General features: G+C 44.2%; 15 protein-coding genes. 12 read left to right on the top strand and 3 right to left on the bottom strand.

Features of this window, described 5'->3' with window-relative positions; translation table 11 throughout:
• Positions 1–208: 208 nt before the first annotated feature.
• From J2Z66_RS19540 to J2Z66_RS19530, 3 genes are all read right to left on the bottom strand, one after another.
• Positions 209–796, bottom strand: a complete 588-nt coding sequence (locus J2Z66_RS19540) for a guanylate kinase (RefSeq protein WP_209973456.1) — start codon at positions 794–796, stop codon at positions 209–211.
• 150 nt (positions 797–946) lie between these two features.
• On the bottom strand, positions 947–2,845 hold the full coding sequence (locus J2Z66_RS19535; RefSeq protein WP_209973454.1) for a DEAD/DEAH box helicase: 1,899 nt from the start codon (positions 2,843–2,845) through the stop codon (positions 947–949).
• A 127-nt stretch (positions 2,846–2,972) separates the two neighbouring features.
• Entirely contained in the window at positions 2,973–3,659 is a 687-nt protein-coding gene (locus J2Z66_RS19530; RefSeq protein WP_209973453.1) for a hypothetical protein, read from the bottom strand.
• A 289-nt stretch (positions 3,660–3,948) separates the two neighbouring features.
• Between J2Z66_RS19530 and coxB the strand changes: the two genes are divergently transcribed.
• From coxB to J2Z66_RS19470, 12 genes are all read left to right on the top strand, one after another.
• Positions 3,949–4,965 carry a cytochrome c oxidase subunit II gene (gene coxB / locus J2Z66_RS19525; RefSeq protein ID WP_209973450.1) on the top strand — a complete coding sequence of 339 codons (1,017 nt, stop codon included), beginning with the start codon at positions 3,949–3,951 and terminating at the stop codon, positions 4,963–4,965.
• Positions 4,966–5,027: 62 nt separating this feature from the next.
• Positions 5,028–6,878: a cytochrome c oxidase subunit I gene (gene ctaD / locus J2Z66_RS19520; RefSeq protein WP_209973448.1), complete on the top strand. Its 1,851-nt coding sequence runs from the start codon at positions 5,028–5,030 to the stop codon at positions 6,876–6,878.
• Positions 6,875–7,498 carry a cytochrome (ubi)quinol oxidase subunit III gene (locus J2Z66_RS19515; RefSeq protein ID WP_209973446.1) on the top strand — a complete coding sequence of 208 codons (624 nt, stop codon included), beginning with the start codon at positions 6,875–6,877 and terminating at the stop codon, positions 7,496–7,498. The genes ctaD and J2Z66_RS19515 overlap by 4 nt, the downstream gene beginning before the upstream one ends.
• A 1-nt stretch (position 7,499) precedes the next feature.
• Positions 7,500–7,817 (top strand): cytochrome C oxidase subunit IV family protein, encoded by a 318-nt coding sequence (locus tag J2Z66_RS19510; RefSeq protein ID WP_209973444.1) that lies wholly within the window; start codon positions 7,500–7,502, stop codon positions 7,815–7,817.
• 88 nt (positions 7,818–7,905) lie between these two features.
• A complete protein-coding gene (locus tag J2Z66_RS19505) occupies positions 7,906–8,736 on the top strand; it encodes a cytochrome c oxidase assembly protein (RefSeq protein WP_209973550.1) in 831 nt (276 codons plus the stop codon).
• Positions 8,737–8,781: 45 nt separating this feature from the next.
• On the top strand, positions 8,782–9,237 hold the full coding sequence (locus J2Z66_RS19500) for a DUF420 domain-containing protein (RefSeq protein WP_209973442.1): 456 nt from the start codon (positions 8,782–8,784) through the stop codon (positions 9,235–9,237).
• Positions 9,238–9,833: 596 nt separating this feature from the next.
• Complete coding sequence (locus tag J2Z66_RS19495) at positions 9,834–10,571, top strand: hypothetical protein (RefSeq protein WP_209973440.1); 738 nt, start codon at positions 9,834–9,836, stop codon at positions 10,569–10,571.
• 32 nt (positions 10,572–10,603) lie between these two features.
• Positions 10,604–11,026: a GntR family transcriptional regulator gene (locus tag J2Z66_RS19490; RefSeq protein ID WP_209973438.1), complete on the top strand. Its 423-nt coding sequence runs from the start codon at positions 10,604–10,606 to the stop codon at positions 11,024–11,026.
• Positions 11,023–11,937: an ABC transporter ATP-binding protein gene (locus tag J2Z66_RS19485; protein WP_209973436.1), complete on the top strand. Its 915-nt coding sequence runs from the start codon at positions 11,023–11,025 to the stop codon at positions 11,935–11,937. The genes J2Z66_RS19490 and J2Z66_RS19485 overlap by 4 nt, the downstream gene beginning before the upstream one ends.
• 42 nt (positions 11,938–11,979) lie before the next feature.
• Complete coding sequence (locus J2Z66_RS19480) at positions 11,980–12,882, top strand: ABC transporter ATP-binding protein (protein ID WP_209973434.1); 903 nt, start codon at positions 11,980–11,982, stop codon at positions 12,880–12,882.
• The gene (locus tag J2Z66_RS19475; RefSeq protein ID WP_209973432.1) at positions 12,875–14,164 is read left to right on the top strand and encodes an ABC transporter permease; all 1,290 of its coding nucleotides are present in this window, start codon (positions 12,875–12,877) and stop codon (positions 14,162–14,164) included. Before J2Z66_RS19480 ends, J2Z66_RS19475 begins: the two co-directional genes overlap by 8 nt.
• Positions 14,165–14,375: 211 nt before the next feature.
• Positions 14,376–14,747: a PDDEXK family nuclease gene (locus tag J2Z66_RS19470; RefSeq protein ID WP_209973430.1), complete on the top strand. Its 372-nt coding sequence runs from the start codon at positions 14,376–14,378 to the stop codon at positions 14,745–14,747.
• Positions 14,748–14,764 lie beyond the last annotated feature (17 nt).

Below are 14,764 nucleotides of genomic sequence, written 5' to 3'. Positions count from 1 at the left end.
TTTCTCTTGGTTTGGAGGAGATTTCCTACCAACTGCAATACTTTTTTGACTGTAAGCCAATCAAAGTAAGATAATAGTGCCAACTAATGCCCAATTACACACTTTTACATACTTTAACAATACTTTAACACTGTAAACCTTAACTTTCTAATTATGCTGAAAAAACCCGGACGAGTATCGTCCAGGCATCTCAATCTATAACAGGTGATTAGTCCAAATCAACAAGATTGCGGCCTAGGGTCTCATCCAATGTTTTTGTTAAATCAAATACCGTGTGGGCTAAATCCAGATTTTCAAAGGATACCTCACATTCCTCGCGATAAGCCATTTCCTCTTCAAAATGAGATAGATAAAGCCGGATATTTTCTTCCGAATCGCCGCTTTCCCGCATCCTTTTCTCCAGTATATCCCTGTCGGCATAAATGAAAACCCGCACCACACGATCCCCGTACAATTCCTTTAGTGTGGCCGCGCCAAAACGGTTAAGAATTAAATAAATATTATGTCCGGCCAAAAACATTTGTTGAATATCGTTGCTTTTAATTCCATAAAAATGATGATTAATAGTGCCTATTTCAATAAATTCATTACGTTCTTGAGCATCTGCAAATTGCTTAGATGTGATAAAGTGGTAATCTTGCCCGTCAAACTCGGTTGGGCGCTGCGGTCTGGTGGTGTAAGAAATAACCTGCTTTAAGCCTAAGGTTGAGCCAGACATTTCTGCTACCGTTTTACGCCCTGCGCCATGTGGACCTGTAAAAACAAAAATCATTTCTTTTTCCTTTAAAGTGTACATAAATGTGCCTCCTTTAGTAGAAAACGATTTTTGTAAAGAGCAGGATCACCAAATGCAGCGAAGTCGCCCTTGCTGCATTGGTGGATACATGGTTTTATTTTACATCTTTCCTGACAAACGGTAAAGCAAAAGAAGTAATTGGTAAGCGATTTACTTTTTGGGTCTCTTGCCGCCTCTTGGGCTTCCTGTGGCCCCTTTGCCTTTTTGAACTCTGGCTGCAGCGCTTGATCTGTTGTCGCGTCCACGAGTATCGGCAGCTCCTGACCTGCTAGCAAAGCCGCGTTCAGGATTCGCTCCGGCTTTCGGTGTTCTTCCAGGATCTACGGTCTTGCGTCCAATCTTGATTCCACGTGTTTGCTCTGCGCTATCCCGGTTGCTGCGCTCGGTTCTTTCTGCTGCGTTCCTCATGTTTCCTGTTCCTGAGCGTTCGCCATACGGACTTGCCGCAGCTGTCCGCGCGCGTCCGCCTTCCTGGCCTCCGCCTGAACGTGCTCCGCGGCTGCGCTCACCGCCTGCCTCAGCACTAGGCTTGCGCCCGCCAGCGCCCCGCGTGTCCGCCCCGCGGCCACCAACACTGCGCCCTTCGGCGCTCCAGCCGCCAGCACCGCGCGTGTCTGCCCCGCGCCCGGAAGCGCCCCGGCCTTCAGCGCCTCTTCCGCCAGCGCCGCGCGTGTCTGCTCCGCGTCCTGAGTCGCCGCGTCCTACAGCGACTGATCCTGCAGCACGCCGCGTTGCTTCAGTGCCGCGTGAAATCCCCGCGCGTCCTTCAGTTACGCGGCCACTAGCACCACGACCGTTGGCTCCACCGCGGCCATCGGCGCCACGTCCGCCGCCTCGCGCAGCTGCGCGGCCACCAGGCCTGCCGTCTTTGCTTGAGCGTGGCTTCCTGCCATCGGCTTCGGAAGTGTATACCTTTTTGCCTGCTGATGCTGGCCTCGTTCTGCCACCAGATTTCAGTAAGGTCATGCGAATACCTTTTTCGATCAATTCCAGATTGACCATATCTCTTGGTGTCACGAAGGTGACAGCTACACCGGTTTGCCCGGCTCGTCCAGTCCGGCCTATGCGGTGGATATAGCCTTCAGCATCCTGCGGAATGTCATAGTTAAAGATATGTGTAATGCCTTCAACGTCAAGTCCGCGGGCGGCGACATCCGTTGCTACCAGCAGTTCGATTCTGGCTTCACGGAATTTCTTCATGACCTGCTCACGTTTGCCTTGGGAGAGATCGCCATGAAGCTCGTCCGACATAAAGCCGCTTTCCTGCAAGGCTTCGTTCAGCTCGCTTGCTCTGCGCTTTGTACGGCAGAAGATCATAGCCAGATATGGCTTGTATTGAATGATGGAGCGGATTAACGCATCCTTCTTATCCTGGTCCGATACTTCAACGATGATCTGTTCGATCTCCTCCAAAGTAACTTGTTTCGCTTTAATTTGAATTTCCAGCGATTCCTTCATATAGCGTTTGGCCAGCGTTCTCACTTGCTCTGGCATAGTAGCCGAGAACAGCAGGGTCTGTCTGCGCGGTGAAGTTTGTGCGATGATTTCCTCTACATCCTTCAGGAATCCCATATGCAGCATTTGATCCGCTTCATCTAAAACAAGCATGCTAAGCTTATAGAATTCTACAGATCCGCGGCGTAAATGATCAAGCAATCTTCCCGGCGTGCCTACTACTATATGTATATTTTTTTGCAGCTTTCTGAGCTGACGTTCTACATCTTGTCCACCATAGGCTGCCAGTACAGTTGCTCCCACGAGAGGGGCAAGCTCATTTAGCTCTGCAGTGATTTGAATAGCCAATTCCCGGGTAGGAGTTAGTATCAGGGCTTGAACATGTTCTTTTTCTATATCTATTAACTCCAGTATGGGAAGAACGAAAGCTAATGTTTTTCCAGTACCAGTCTGGGCTTGTGCAATAATATCGGTTCCTGAAAGCAGGGCGGGAATACTTTGCCGCTGGATCGGCGTTGGCTCGACCACTCCGGATTCCTTTAACCTTTGAACCAATTGTTCTCTTATACCTAGTGAAGCAAATCCGTTTGACATTTCGGTTCGCCAGCTCCCTTGTTTCTACATAATTTAATGTGATATCACTCCATTCTACAGCAGAAGGAGGAAAAATAAAACAGCGGATAGCCATTCTATCCGCTCCATGTTGTTTTAACAGCAGATTTTATCGCTGAGCAGCAGGTTGGGGGGGAGGTACTTGTTCAGTTCCAAATACATCCGTCACAAGCTTATTAAATTGTAAAAGATAAGGTTGAAGCGAATTCCCTTTCCAGCTTTCTTGGGCGTAACGGTTCATTTCATTGACAAAATCACGGTTCGCAGAAATATAGACATCTTGTAAATATGGCGCGCTGTAACGGATTTTATCAGCCAATACTTGTTTGAAGCGATGAGCAAGCAGGTCATGATGTATAGCTGTTTCTGCATTGTTGGCGCCATTGTTCAGCTTGTTAGGATCCATGGAATCAGATTCTGGCGTATCGGGATTGTAAATGCCGGTTACTGTACCCTGATTATTCGTTTCTCGGGTCTTTCCCTTGGTACCAGTAGCTGTACTATCCATCATTACAGCTACATAAGCCCGCTGATCCGTCGTCATAACAATAGCCGCATTGACGCCGTTAGCAGCCGCAACAATATTAGAAAGGGATTGGCTGTAGGATAACAAGCTGTTATTATGGGTAACGGGCCCAACAAGCTGCTGGGTTTGATAAGATCTTTCCGAGTCCGTCTTGTCTTCCCCCTGTAGTCCATAATTCATTTTTGCCGGTTGTTTGCCTACGGAGCAGGCGGATAAAAGCAGCAGTAAAAGGAAAGCGGCAGTTAGCCGATAATAGTTCTGAACGCTCATTTAGGACAGGCCTCCTTGGATTTTGGTCTCCTTCTATAGGATGGTATGGAGGCTTTCTTAATATGCGTTGGATATTTATCCACCTTTTATGTATAAAGAAGTTCAAATAAGGAAATCTAGAGGGAAGGAAAACATTGATGCAGCGCTGTATAAGAACAATTTGTGAACTTCGCTACAGCGATTGACAAAAGGTTTTAACGAATTTATAGTTAATAAATGTGGTACGATTAATAGACAATGGCGAGTTCTGTGCAGTAAAAATAATGGTTCAAAAGTGGGGCTGATAGAAATGAATCGATTGAAAAAAAATTGGCGTCTAATTCCCCTTTTTGCGGTATTGACGTTTCTGCTAACCGGTTGTGGTAATCCAACGATTTCCGCTTTGGTTCCCAAAGGTCCAGTAGCTTCAGAGCAATTTGATTTAATGAAGCTTAGTCTGTTTATTATGGCCTTAGTTGTTGTTGTCGTTTTTGCTATTTATGTATTTGTATTGATTCGCTTTCGTGCACGGAAGGGTCAAACAGGTGTACCTAAACAAGTAGAAGGAAATCACGTTCTTGAAATTATTTGGACAGTTATTCCTATCCTGCTGCTGCTAGTGCTTGCAGTACCTACTGTTGCTTACACATTCAAGCATTCGACCGATTACAGGCAGGATCCAGATGCCCTTCAAGTAAAAGTCACTGCTTATCAATTCTGGTGGCAGTTCGAATATCCTGATTTGGGAATTGTTACCGCTCAGGATTTGGTTATACCTACTGACAAGAAAATTGCCTTTGAGCTAATTTCTGCCGATGTTAACCACTCCTTCTGGGTACCGTCTCTGGGTGGGAAAATAGATACAAATCCTGGTATGGCTAACGTCTTCTATTTAGAGGCAAGTGAGATTGCTTTATTTCAAGGGAAATGTGCCGAGCTATGTGGAGCCTCACATGCTTTGATGGACTTTAAGGTTAATTCCAAGAGTCCTGATGATTTCAACGCATGGGTAGAAAGTATGAAAGCTCCGACCGCCATTCCAGCAAACGCACAAGCTGGAGAGCAGCTGTTTAAAGATAACTGCATGTCCTGTCATGCTGTAGATGTTAGCGGATTGGGGTTAGGGCCGAATCTTAACGGATTTGCAGATCGATCCATGCTTGCTGGCGTTTTGGAGCATACTCCTGAGAATATGGAACTGTGGATCAAGGATCCTCTTGAGCAGAAGCCAGGCAACAAGATGCCTGCTTTCGGTAAAGAAGCTGGTGGTCCGCTTGACGACAATCAAATCAAAGACATCGTCCAGTATCTGGAGTCCTTGAAATAAAACACTTAAATGTCTACGAAAGTCAGTTTTCCTAAGGGAAAACGCTAAAGGAGGTAAATGCGTTGGCTCACACTCACACGGTCAAACGATACAGCGGTTTAATGGATTGGCTTACAACAGTCGATCATAAAAAAATCGGAATTCTGTATATGCTGGCAGGCGGCTTCTTCTTCATCTTAGGAGGACTTGAAGCGATTCTTATCCGGATTCAGCTTGCATTTCCCGATCAGAAGATTTTTATCGGGGATACGTTTAATCAATTAACGACTATGCACGGAACGACGATGATTTTCTTTGCAGCGATGCCCATCATCTTCGGATTTATGAATGCAATTGTACCTTTACAGATTGGTGCAAGAGACGTAGCATTCCCTTTCTTGAATTCATTGGGCTTCTGGCTGTTCTTTGCCGGAGGAGTACTAATGAACACCAGCTGGTTCCTTGGTGGAGCGCCGAATGCTGGTTGGACAGGTTATGCACCCTTATCTATTCTACAGGATAATACGGGGAATTTTCTGGGTACGGATTTCTATGTACTAGGTCTGCAGATTGCTGGTATCGGTACGCTAATTGGTGGTATTAACTTTTTGGTTACGATCGTTAACATGCGTGCGCCAGGTATGACCTACATGAGAATGCCGATGTTTACATGGACAGTTCTAATTACATCAGCGCTTATTCTTCTTGCTTTTCCAGCAATCACAGTTGGACTTGTAGAGTTGATGTTTGACCGTTTGTTTAACGGAGCTTTCTTCGATGTAAATCGAGGCGGGAACACCGTCTTATGGCAGCATTTATTCTGGATTTTCGGGCACCCGGAAGTTTACATTCTGATTTTGCCTGCTTTCGGTATCGTTTCTGAAGTTGTTTCAACGTTCTCCAAAAAACGGTTGTTTGGTTACAGCTCCATGGTATTTGCAACCATACTTATCGGCTTCTTGGGCTTCATGGTTTGGGTTCACCATATGTTTACAGTAGGTATGGGACCAGTAGCTAACTCGATTTTCTCTATCGCTACAATGGCGATTGCTATACCAACGGGTGTGAAAATATTCAACTGGTTGTTTACATTATGGGGTGGGCAGATCCGTTTTACTACAGCTAACATGTGGGCAACGGCATTTATCCCAACATTCGTAATGGGGGGAGTTACCGGGGTTATGCTCGCGGTTCCTGCGGCAGACTTCCAGTATCATGACACATATTTCGTTGTTGCCCACTTTCATTACGTTATCGTTGGTGGTCTAATCCTTGGATTGTTTGCCGGAGCCTATTATTGGTGGCCTAAGATGTTTGGCCGTATGCTTAATGAAACTCTTGGTAAAATTCATTTCTGGACGTTCTTTATTGGCTTCCATTTAACATTCTTTCCACAGCATTTCCTTGGACTTATGGGGATGCCGCGGCGCGTATTCACCTACCAGCCGGGGAATGGGTTAGAAGAAGGGAACTTTATAAGTACCATTGGGGCTTTCCTGATGGGAGTCGGAATGATTGTTTTCCTTATTAATATTATTATTGTAAGCAGGAAAAAAGCAGACGCTGCTGCGGATCCATGGGATGGACGCACGCTGGAGTGGACCATGTCTTCACCAGCACCGGAGTATAACTTCAAACAAACTCCGCTCGTACGTGGTTTAGATGCACTCTGGAAAGAAAAGATGGCTGGCAATAAAGAAATGATTCCTGCAGAACCTGTTGGATCCATCCACATGCCTTCACCATCCATTCTGCCGCTGCTTATGTCAGTCGGATTGTTCATAGCTGGTTATGGATTTATATATGGCCATCACTGGGTCGCTGGTGCTGGAGTTGTTATGACATTTATTTGTATGATCGTACGTTCTTTATATGACGATCACGGTTTCCATATTGAACCTGAAGAATTGGAAGAGAAGGGGGTTAAGGCATGAGTACCGATACGCATGGCTCTCATGGCGTTCTGCCTGCAAATCCAGAAACGGCAACCCTTGAAGGAAAAAATAAAGTCCTTGCCTTTTGGTTCTTTCTAGGCGCGGAGGTCGTTTTATTCGGCTGCTTGTTCGCCACTTATATCGCTCTTCGCAATTCCGTACCAGTTGGTCCTACAGCTGAAGAAATATTTAACCTGACTACGGTTGGCTGGTCTACATTCATCTTGTTGACGAGCAGCTTGACAAGCGTACTGGCTATGATTGGTATGCACAAGCATAATCTTAAAGCTACACTGTTCTGGTTAGCAATTACTGTTCTTTTGGGTCTTGCCTTTCTTGGTCTGGAGATCTATGAGTTTTATGAGTATGTGCATGAAGAGCACACTTTTACAAGTAGTGCGTTTGCAACCTCATTCTACACATTGCTCGGTTTCCATGGAGCACACGTTGCATTTGGGGTAGCCTGGATTTCCTTGCTGATTGGTCAAGGATTAAAGAAGGGGCTTACTGTTGTAACAGCACCGAAGTTTTATGTAGCTAGCTTGTACTGGCACTTTGTAGACTTAGTGTGGGTGTTTATCTTTACAGTCGTTTACTTGATGGGGAAGGTGGGTCACTAAGATGAGCAGTAATACTCATGAAGCAGCCGCACCAAACAAACGTATCAAGCACGAGTCGCCAAGAAACCATTACATGTCTTACATTATATCGATATTATTAACAATGCTGGCCTTTGCCGTAGTTCTTTACGGCGGGCTGGATCGCTCCTTTATTATGGTTTTCATTGTTTCTTTGGGATTTGTGCAAGCAACCATTCAATTGTTGTTCTGGATGCATGCTAAGGAAAGAGGACACTTTCTGCCTTTACTATTTATGGTAGGTGGATTGATAGTGGCAATTACAGGAGTTATTGCAGCTTTATATTTGACGTGGTGGTAAAATAAATTGAAGAGGTGGCTTTGTTCAAACTTAGCTGCCTCTTCTTTTTTAAAAGCAATGGTGGAAAGGAGCAAGTGCAGTGGATCAAATGAACCATGCAGGCGGATTCTTTGAAATGTGGAATCCTATACTTCTGCTCTTATTAATTGTAATTGGATATGTGTACTGGAATCTGGTAGGCCCTGAGCAGCGAATATTTAAAGATGCCGAGCCGGTTGAGCGAAATAAAAAGCTGCTTTTTTATACCGGTTTATCGCTTTTTTATATAGCACAAGGAAGTATTGTTAACTATATTGGACATCACTATTTATTTAGTGTGCATATGCTTCAACAAACTATTTTATATTTAATGGTACCGATTTTGATTTGGAGAGGGCTGCCAGCTTGGCTGCTGCGTCCGTTTTTATACAAGGGATTCTTTGGTAAGATATTCACCTTTTTAACAAGACCGTTAATCGCTATTTTCACATTCAATATGGTATTCTCTATCTATCACATGCCTTTTATCATGAATGGTTTAATGCAGAACGAATGGCTGCTGTTTGGATATCATTTAATCCTGCAGATCACGGCGTTTACGATGTGGTTCCCTATTTTCTGTCCATTGCCGGAGAAAGATAAGCTGAGCGATATGCAGAAGATCGGTTATATATTCGCTAACGGAGTTCTACTTACCCCAGCCTGTGCATTAATTATTTTCGCAAAAACTTTATTATATGATATGTACTCCTATTCCAATGTTCCATTTGCGCATTTACCTGCGTTGGATGATCAGCAGCTTGGCGGAGTCATAATGAAAATTATCCAGGAAATCGTATATGGGGCTGTATTAGCACATATTTTCTTTAGATGGTATCGCAGGGAGCGTCAAGATGATAAGGATGATTATCCGCAAGGCTATGAGCCTCAACAGGGCTGATGCGCCTCCGGGTAACTGAATAGGCTATAAGGATGGGATCTTATTATGCAAGTATTACCCACGATCAGTACGTTTTTTATAGTAATTAGTGCGATCTTTGTCGGGTTTGGCTGGTATCATATCGTGAAAGGACATCGCGAAACCCATCAGAAGCTGATGGTAATGGGTGCAATTTTCGCATTAGCCTTTTTCATTATATATATGTCGCGGACCTTATTTGCAGGCAATACAGCGTTTGGTGGGCCAGAGAGTCTAAAACTTCCCTATCATTTGTTTCTATTTTTCCATATTGCCTTAGCAACATTAGGTGGGGTTTTGGGATTGGTCACACTATGGTTTGCTTACAAGAAGAAATTTTTCAAGCATAAAAAGGTTGGACGTGTAGCGGCGATCACATGGCTATTAACTGCTCCAACTGGAGTAGCGGTATACGTACTGTTGTATGTTCTTTATCCAGGTGGCCATACGAAGCCTGCTATTGATGCTATTTTTGGTTTATAAAATGGGAAAAGTACTTTGCTGCGTCCTTTGAGGAGGATGTTCGAGACTTGGGTGCATGGTGGAGGGAATGGATGTGGGCTCCAGCCGCTGTTAAAGATTTGTTCCCTTGAATGAAAATGAATGTAGGGTGGAACAAATCTTTAAATGCGGACGCTATCGCTCTTCCACCCACATCCATTCCCACTCTCTGCTACAAAGTGCCGAACAAACCATTCTCAAACGTACACCAGAAGTCTGTTTCCTGACCGAAAGGGATAGTGAACATAAGACTGCACTAGGTTCTCCTGTTCCGAATATGCTATAGCCCTAACGCTTTACCGCTGCAAAGCACTCGAACTTTTCTTAATTGTATAAAAAGACGGAGCCAAGGTTACGGATTTCACGTAAACGACAGGCTTCGTCTTTTTTTTTTGAACCTTAACACTTCAGCCCACAGCCACTCCTTCCCCCTAGCACTAGCGTCACGAATACGTTCCTCAAAGAACGCCGCAAGGCGACTTCCTCAAAAAAAGGCTCTTGTCAAATACCCATTCATATGTGTATACTGTTTATATAGATATACACACATAAACACCTAAACACAGCAGGGGGATAGAATGGATAAATTTCGAGATTCCTGGTGGCTGGCAATATGGGAGATTCGAAGTAAATGGATATCTCTGGTCTGGAGTTCTTTATTCAATATTTACTGCGTATTTGCAATTATTTCATTGACTAACCAAGCTCAGAATGCTGAAGCTCATGAGATTTATCGTTTAATATTGGCAGGAACAGTGAATTTTTTCGTATTGATTGTGATGCAGAATTTAGGTGTTCTTCAATTTCATCGGAGGTATTTTCGTTATTGGAAGACGGATATATACACGAAAAGACTTGCTTTTTTTAAGCAAATGCCAATTAGTAATGTGGTTCTTGTACGCAGCAGGTTGATCATATATCTGCTCTCACTTGGTTTGATGTCGTTTGTTTTTTTTATTCCCTATTATTTTTTAATGCGAATTGATCAACTTTTTATGCTGACAGTGAATGAATATATAGCCTTTGCTCTGTTTTGGTTAGGAGTTTCAGCAATTTTGGGAAGTTTGAGCATTTATGGAGAGTTTGCGGGGAGCGGTAAGTTGTATCTCCGACTTTTATTGCTTAGTTATGTAATTTTTTTAATAGGCGGTCTATGTATAACATACTTCTTAGAAACTCCAATATGGACTTCCTCTATGGAATTAATTCGATCGTATGGATATATAGCATCCGCTGTCTCTCTGGGGACAGGAGTTCTAGTCCTTTATGTAAGTGAAATCAGAGTCAGGAAGCTGTTGGAGAAAAGGAGCCTGTAATAGCTGCAGAGTTCAGGAAGAAGGTGTGAGCCTTGCATATCCCCATTCATATATCTCCGGATCATGCGGAGCCGATGTACCATCAGATTGAAACTCAGCTTAGATCGCTTATTTTGAGCGGCCAGCTTCCTGAAGGCACCTTGCTGCCATCAATTCGTGAATTTGCTCATGATTTATCCTGCAGCGTGATTACTATTCGTAGGGTTTATCAGGATTTGGAGGCAGAAGGGATGCTCCGAACGAAGCAGGGTACGGGTACATTTGTGGCCAAGGTTGGCGTTTCAAAGCTGGAAAATTACCGTCAGAGTGCTGTTGTGCAAGCGATGAAAGCAGCGATAGAGACCGGCATGCAAGTGAAATTTACTGTGGAAGAGCTGCGGCAGCTGTTTGAAGAAGCTTTGTTGCAAATTGTTCAAGACAAAGAAGGCTGGATAGGGGGAGAAAACAAGTCATGAAGACACTGGATCCGCTTATGTCTATTAGACTGAGGGGCTTGTCGAAACCACTCGGAAAGCTCACTCTAGGTCCCCTTGATCTGGAATTGGAGGCTGGCTATTTTACGGCTATATTAGGGAAAAATGGCTCCGGAAAAAGCACGCTTTTTCGGCTGTTGATGAATATGCTCAAGCCAGAGCAGGGAGAAATCGAGCTGTTAGGGGCTGGCTACCCCTTGGAGGAAGTGGCGTTGAAACGGCGAATCGGTTACGTGCCGGAAACCATGAATTGGCAGGAGATTGAATGCCGGACGATCAAAGAGCTCACAAGGCTGGTTTCCAGGTGGTATCCAAGCTGGGATAAGCAGCGTTACGATAGGCTTATGACAGAGTTCGAGCTGCAGGATAATTTCAAGCTTGAAGTGCTGTCGAAGGGAATGCAGCGAAAGCTGGCTTTCATTTATGCCATCTCACATAATCCCGATGTGCTGCTGCTCGATGAGCCGAGTTCAGGCTTAGATCCTTTCGCTTGGCGTATTATGATGAAAGAGATCGGGCGTTTCATGGAAAGTGGAAATAAAACCGTGCTGATGGCGACACATATTTTAGAAGAGATTAAGCTTATGGCAGACTATATAGTGTTCATGCATGACGGCCAGCTCTTGGGTAAGTATGAGAAGGACACACTCATGGATGGATGGAAAGCCTTCTGGGTTGGAATGTCAGCGTATAGTAAACTGCAGCTTCCTGGTGTTGTGCAGATTGAAGATAGTTCTCCCGGTTCTCCCGGGGTTGTAAGGCTGATTAGCGATTCCCCACTGGAAACGGAAGCGGCCCTAAATGAGCACAAAATAAATGTGATTAGCACGAAGGCGTTAGAACTGGATGAAATTCTGTCCTTTCTGATTCGCAATGGGAACAAGCAACAGTGAATTACAATATAAATTCAAATTCAAAAATGAGGAGCGATCAGCATGTATCCATTACAAATTGAGCGTGTATCCAAGCAATATGGTGATAAAACAGCAGTAAATGAAATAGACATCCGCGTGAGGTCAGGTGAAATATTTGGGCTGCTTGGAGCGAATGGGGCAGGAAAAACTACCACCATGCGTATGGTGCTGGGGCTTATTTACCCCGATGCCGGGAAAATTCTTTGGAAAGAGAAGGGCTATCGCGATGAGCTCAGAAGGCTTATGGGCTATTTACCGGAGGAGCGCGGCCTGTATCCCAAAATCAAAGTCAGCGAGCAGATTCATTATTTGGCTGAGCTGAGAGGAATGTCGCGGAAAGATTCCGATGTGAGCCTGACAAGATGGCTTGAGCGGTTTGGAGTGCCGGAATATTACAACAAAAGGGTAGAAGAGCTGTCCAAAGGAAATCAGCAAAAAGTTCAATTTATCGCAGCAGTCATTCATAATCCGGAAATACTTATTCTTGATGAAGCTTTCAGTGGACTTGATCCTGTAAATGTAGAGCTGCTTAAGACTACAGTAAAAAGTCTGCGGGACGAAGGGAAGACCATTCTATTCTCCAGTCACCGGATGGAGCATGTGGAGGAGCTGTGTGAGAATATTTGTATTTTGGATAAATCCAAGACCGTTTTAAAGGGAAGCTTGAATCAAATTAAAGCATCTTTTCCGAAGGAGAGAGTCCTTCTTCAGACAAGTCAGCCTATAGATGGCCTGGAGAAGCTCCCAGGGGTGACTTCAGTCGAAAAGAATATCAACGGGTACGAGATTCGTATTAGGGAAGCAAGCGCGGCCCAAGCTATTCTTGAGCACGCGATGAGCAGGGCGACTGTGCAGCGTTTTCAAATCATGGAACCGACACTCAATGAGATTTTTATCAAAAAGGTAGGTGTATCGCATGAATAGTATGTTTACGGTAATCAAGTTCACATTCCTTTCCAGATTCCGTTCCAAATCTTTTCGTGTTATGAGTCTGATTCTTATTGTCCTGATTACGGTTATGATGAATTTGCCAGCATTGATTCAAAAACTATCAACGGACGAGGTCACCAAGATCGGTGTGCTCGTGGAGAGTCAACCGGAGATTGCGGATAAGCTTGCTGCTTTCTACAGTGTGCAGGAGAAGCCTGAAATTGAGATTGTGCCAATTCCTTCTGCTGGAAGCAAAGAAGCGGATGAGAAGCTGGCCAAGCAGAAGATTACAGATAAAGAGATTGAGGGCTATCTGGAGTTTGACGAAGCTGCAGAGGGAAGTTTCCCAAAAGCAACGTACAAATCAGAGGGATCCATGGAGTTCAGTGTGAGCAACAAGCTGCAAACAGCACTTCAATTGATCAAAACGGATTTATTTCTAAAAGGAGCAGGAATTACACCGGAGCAATTAGCCAGTATTCAATCTCCTGTGACCATGGATACTGTACAAATTTCCACTCAGGAAAGTGGGAATAACGGCAAAACTGAATCACAAATGATGATGGCTTTTGCCTTGGTGTACGTGCTGCTTTTCCTGCTCTATATGGGAGTAATCGGCTTCGGCAATATGGTAGCGATGGAAATTACTGCAGAGAAAAGCTCGCGCGTTATGGAGATCCTGATTACGAGCGTGTCTCCACTGAAGCAGATGTTTGGCAAAATTATCGGAATATGCTTGCTGGCGCTTGTGCAGATCGTGATGATCATTGCAGTAGCAGCGGCGAACCTCTCTTTGTCATCAAACAATGAAATCATTAAGGAATTTAATTTAAGCTGGTCTGACTTAGAGATTTCGATGCTTGTGTATTTCTTGATTTTCTACATTATGGGCTTCTTCATTTATGCAACCATCTTCGCCGCTGTAGGCTCATTGGTGAGCCGGACAGAGGATGTGGGGCAAGCGATAATGCCTGTTACGTTCCTGATTATCGGAGCTTTCTTCATCGCCATGTTTGGTCTTAATGATCCTAACGCAGGTTTTGTTGTAGCGATGTCCTTCGTTCCTTTCTTTACGCCGCTTATTATGTTCCTGCGGATCGGACTCGGCAACCCGGCTATCTGGGAAATTTGGCTGTCTATCGGCATATTGTTCGCTTCGATAGTAGCCATTGGCTGGCTGGCAGCCAAGATTTACCGCACAGGCGTGCTGATGTACGGCAAACGCCCTTCGTGGAAAGAGCTTCGTAAAGCTATGCGGGCTTACAAGGTTAATTAAGACAATATAATTGTTGTGGGTAACGTCTATAATTGAGACTGATTACGTTAATAAATAAGACAAATAGTGTCACATGTTTGAGACAAACATTAAGACCTTGATAGCCAGTTTGATTGGTCTATCAAGGTTTTTTTGTCTTTTTAATAATCCTACATGTTCATCATACCCAGTATTTGTGCATAAATGATAATATGGAACATGGTGTTTTATTTTGATAATAAGTGATACTTATCGGGGGAGTCGTGTGGGTTATGACTGGTCAAACATGAATTGGAAGCAAGAGGATTTTCTGTATACTCCAAAGCGGAAGGTAAATAACTGGAGTAGTCACCAGCATCCGCATATCATTGGGAGTTTCTACAGTCACAAAACGGAACGTCCCGTGGAGTATGAATCCTTAGGGGAAAGACTCTTTTATTATTACTTGGGGCTGGATCAGTCAGTTGTAAGATACTACGTGCAACCCGTTGAAGTTTCGATTGAAAACCATGGAGAAGAAGCGTGGAATCATATTCCTGATACGTTGGTATTTCGTAAGCATACGATTCCGTTTCTATACCACACCATTTATATAGGTTTATGAAATATATAACCAAGTAC

This window comes from Paenibacillus eucommiae (assembly GCF_017874215.1).
Taxonomy (GTDB): Bacteria; Bacillota; Bacilli; order Paenibacillales; family NBRC-103111; genus Paenibacillus_AI; species Paenibacillus_AI eucommiae.
The sequence above is the reverse complement of the archived record's forward strand: the minus strand, read 5'-3'. Positions and strand labels throughout refer to the sequence as shown.

Excerpts from the sequence above, each read along its gene's own strand:
- J2Z66_RS19505 (WP_209973550.1), top strand. The coding sequence starts at position 7,906 with ATGAACCATGCAGGCGGATTCTTTGAAATGTGGAATCCTATACTTCTG.
- J2Z66_RS19485 (WP_209973436.1), top strand. The coding sequence starts at position 11,023 with ATGAAGACACTGGATCCGCTTATGTCTATTAGACTGAGGGGCTTGTCG.
- J2Z66_RS19515 (WP_209973446.1), top strand. The coding sequence starts at position 6,875 with ATGAGTACCGATACGCATGGCTCTCATGGCGTTCTGCCTGCAAATCCA.
- J2Z66_RS19480 (WP_209973434.1), top strand. The coding sequence starts at position 11,980 with ATGTATCCATTACAAATTGAGCGTGTATCCAAGCAATATGGTGATAAA.
- J2Z66_RS19495 (WP_209973440.1), top strand. The coding sequence starts at position 9,834 with ATGGATAAATTTCGAGATTCCTGGTGGCTGGCAATATGGGAGATTCGA.
- J2Z66_RS19475 (WP_209973432.1), top strand. The coding sequence starts at position 12,875 with ATGAATAGTATGTTTACGGTAATCAAGTTCACATTCCTTTCCAGATTC.
- J2Z66_RS19540 (WP_209973456.1), bottom strand. The coding sequence starts at position 796 with ATGTACACTTTAAAGGAAAAAGAAATGATTTTTGTTTTTACAGGTCCA.
- coxB (WP_209973450.1), top strand. The coding sequence starts at position 3,949 with ATGAATCGATTGAAAAAAAATTGGCGTCTAATTCCCCTTTTTGCGGTA.
- J2Z66_RS19500 (WP_209973442.1), top strand. The coding sequence starts at position 8,782 with ATGCAAGTATTACCCACGATCAGTACGTTTTTTATAGTAATTAGTGCG.
- J2Z66_RS19510 (WP_209973444.1), top strand. The coding sequence starts at position 7,500 with ATGAGCAGTAATACTCATGAAGCAGCCGCACCAAACAAACGTATCAAG.
- J2Z66_RS19530 (WP_209973453.1), bottom strand. The coding sequence starts at position 3,659 with ATGAGCGTTCAGAACTATTATCGGCTAACTGCCGCTTTCCTTTTACTG.
- J2Z66_RS19535 (WP_209973454.1), bottom strand. The coding sequence starts at position 2,845 with ATGTCAAACGGATTTGCTTCACTAGGTATAAGAGAACAATTGGTTCAA.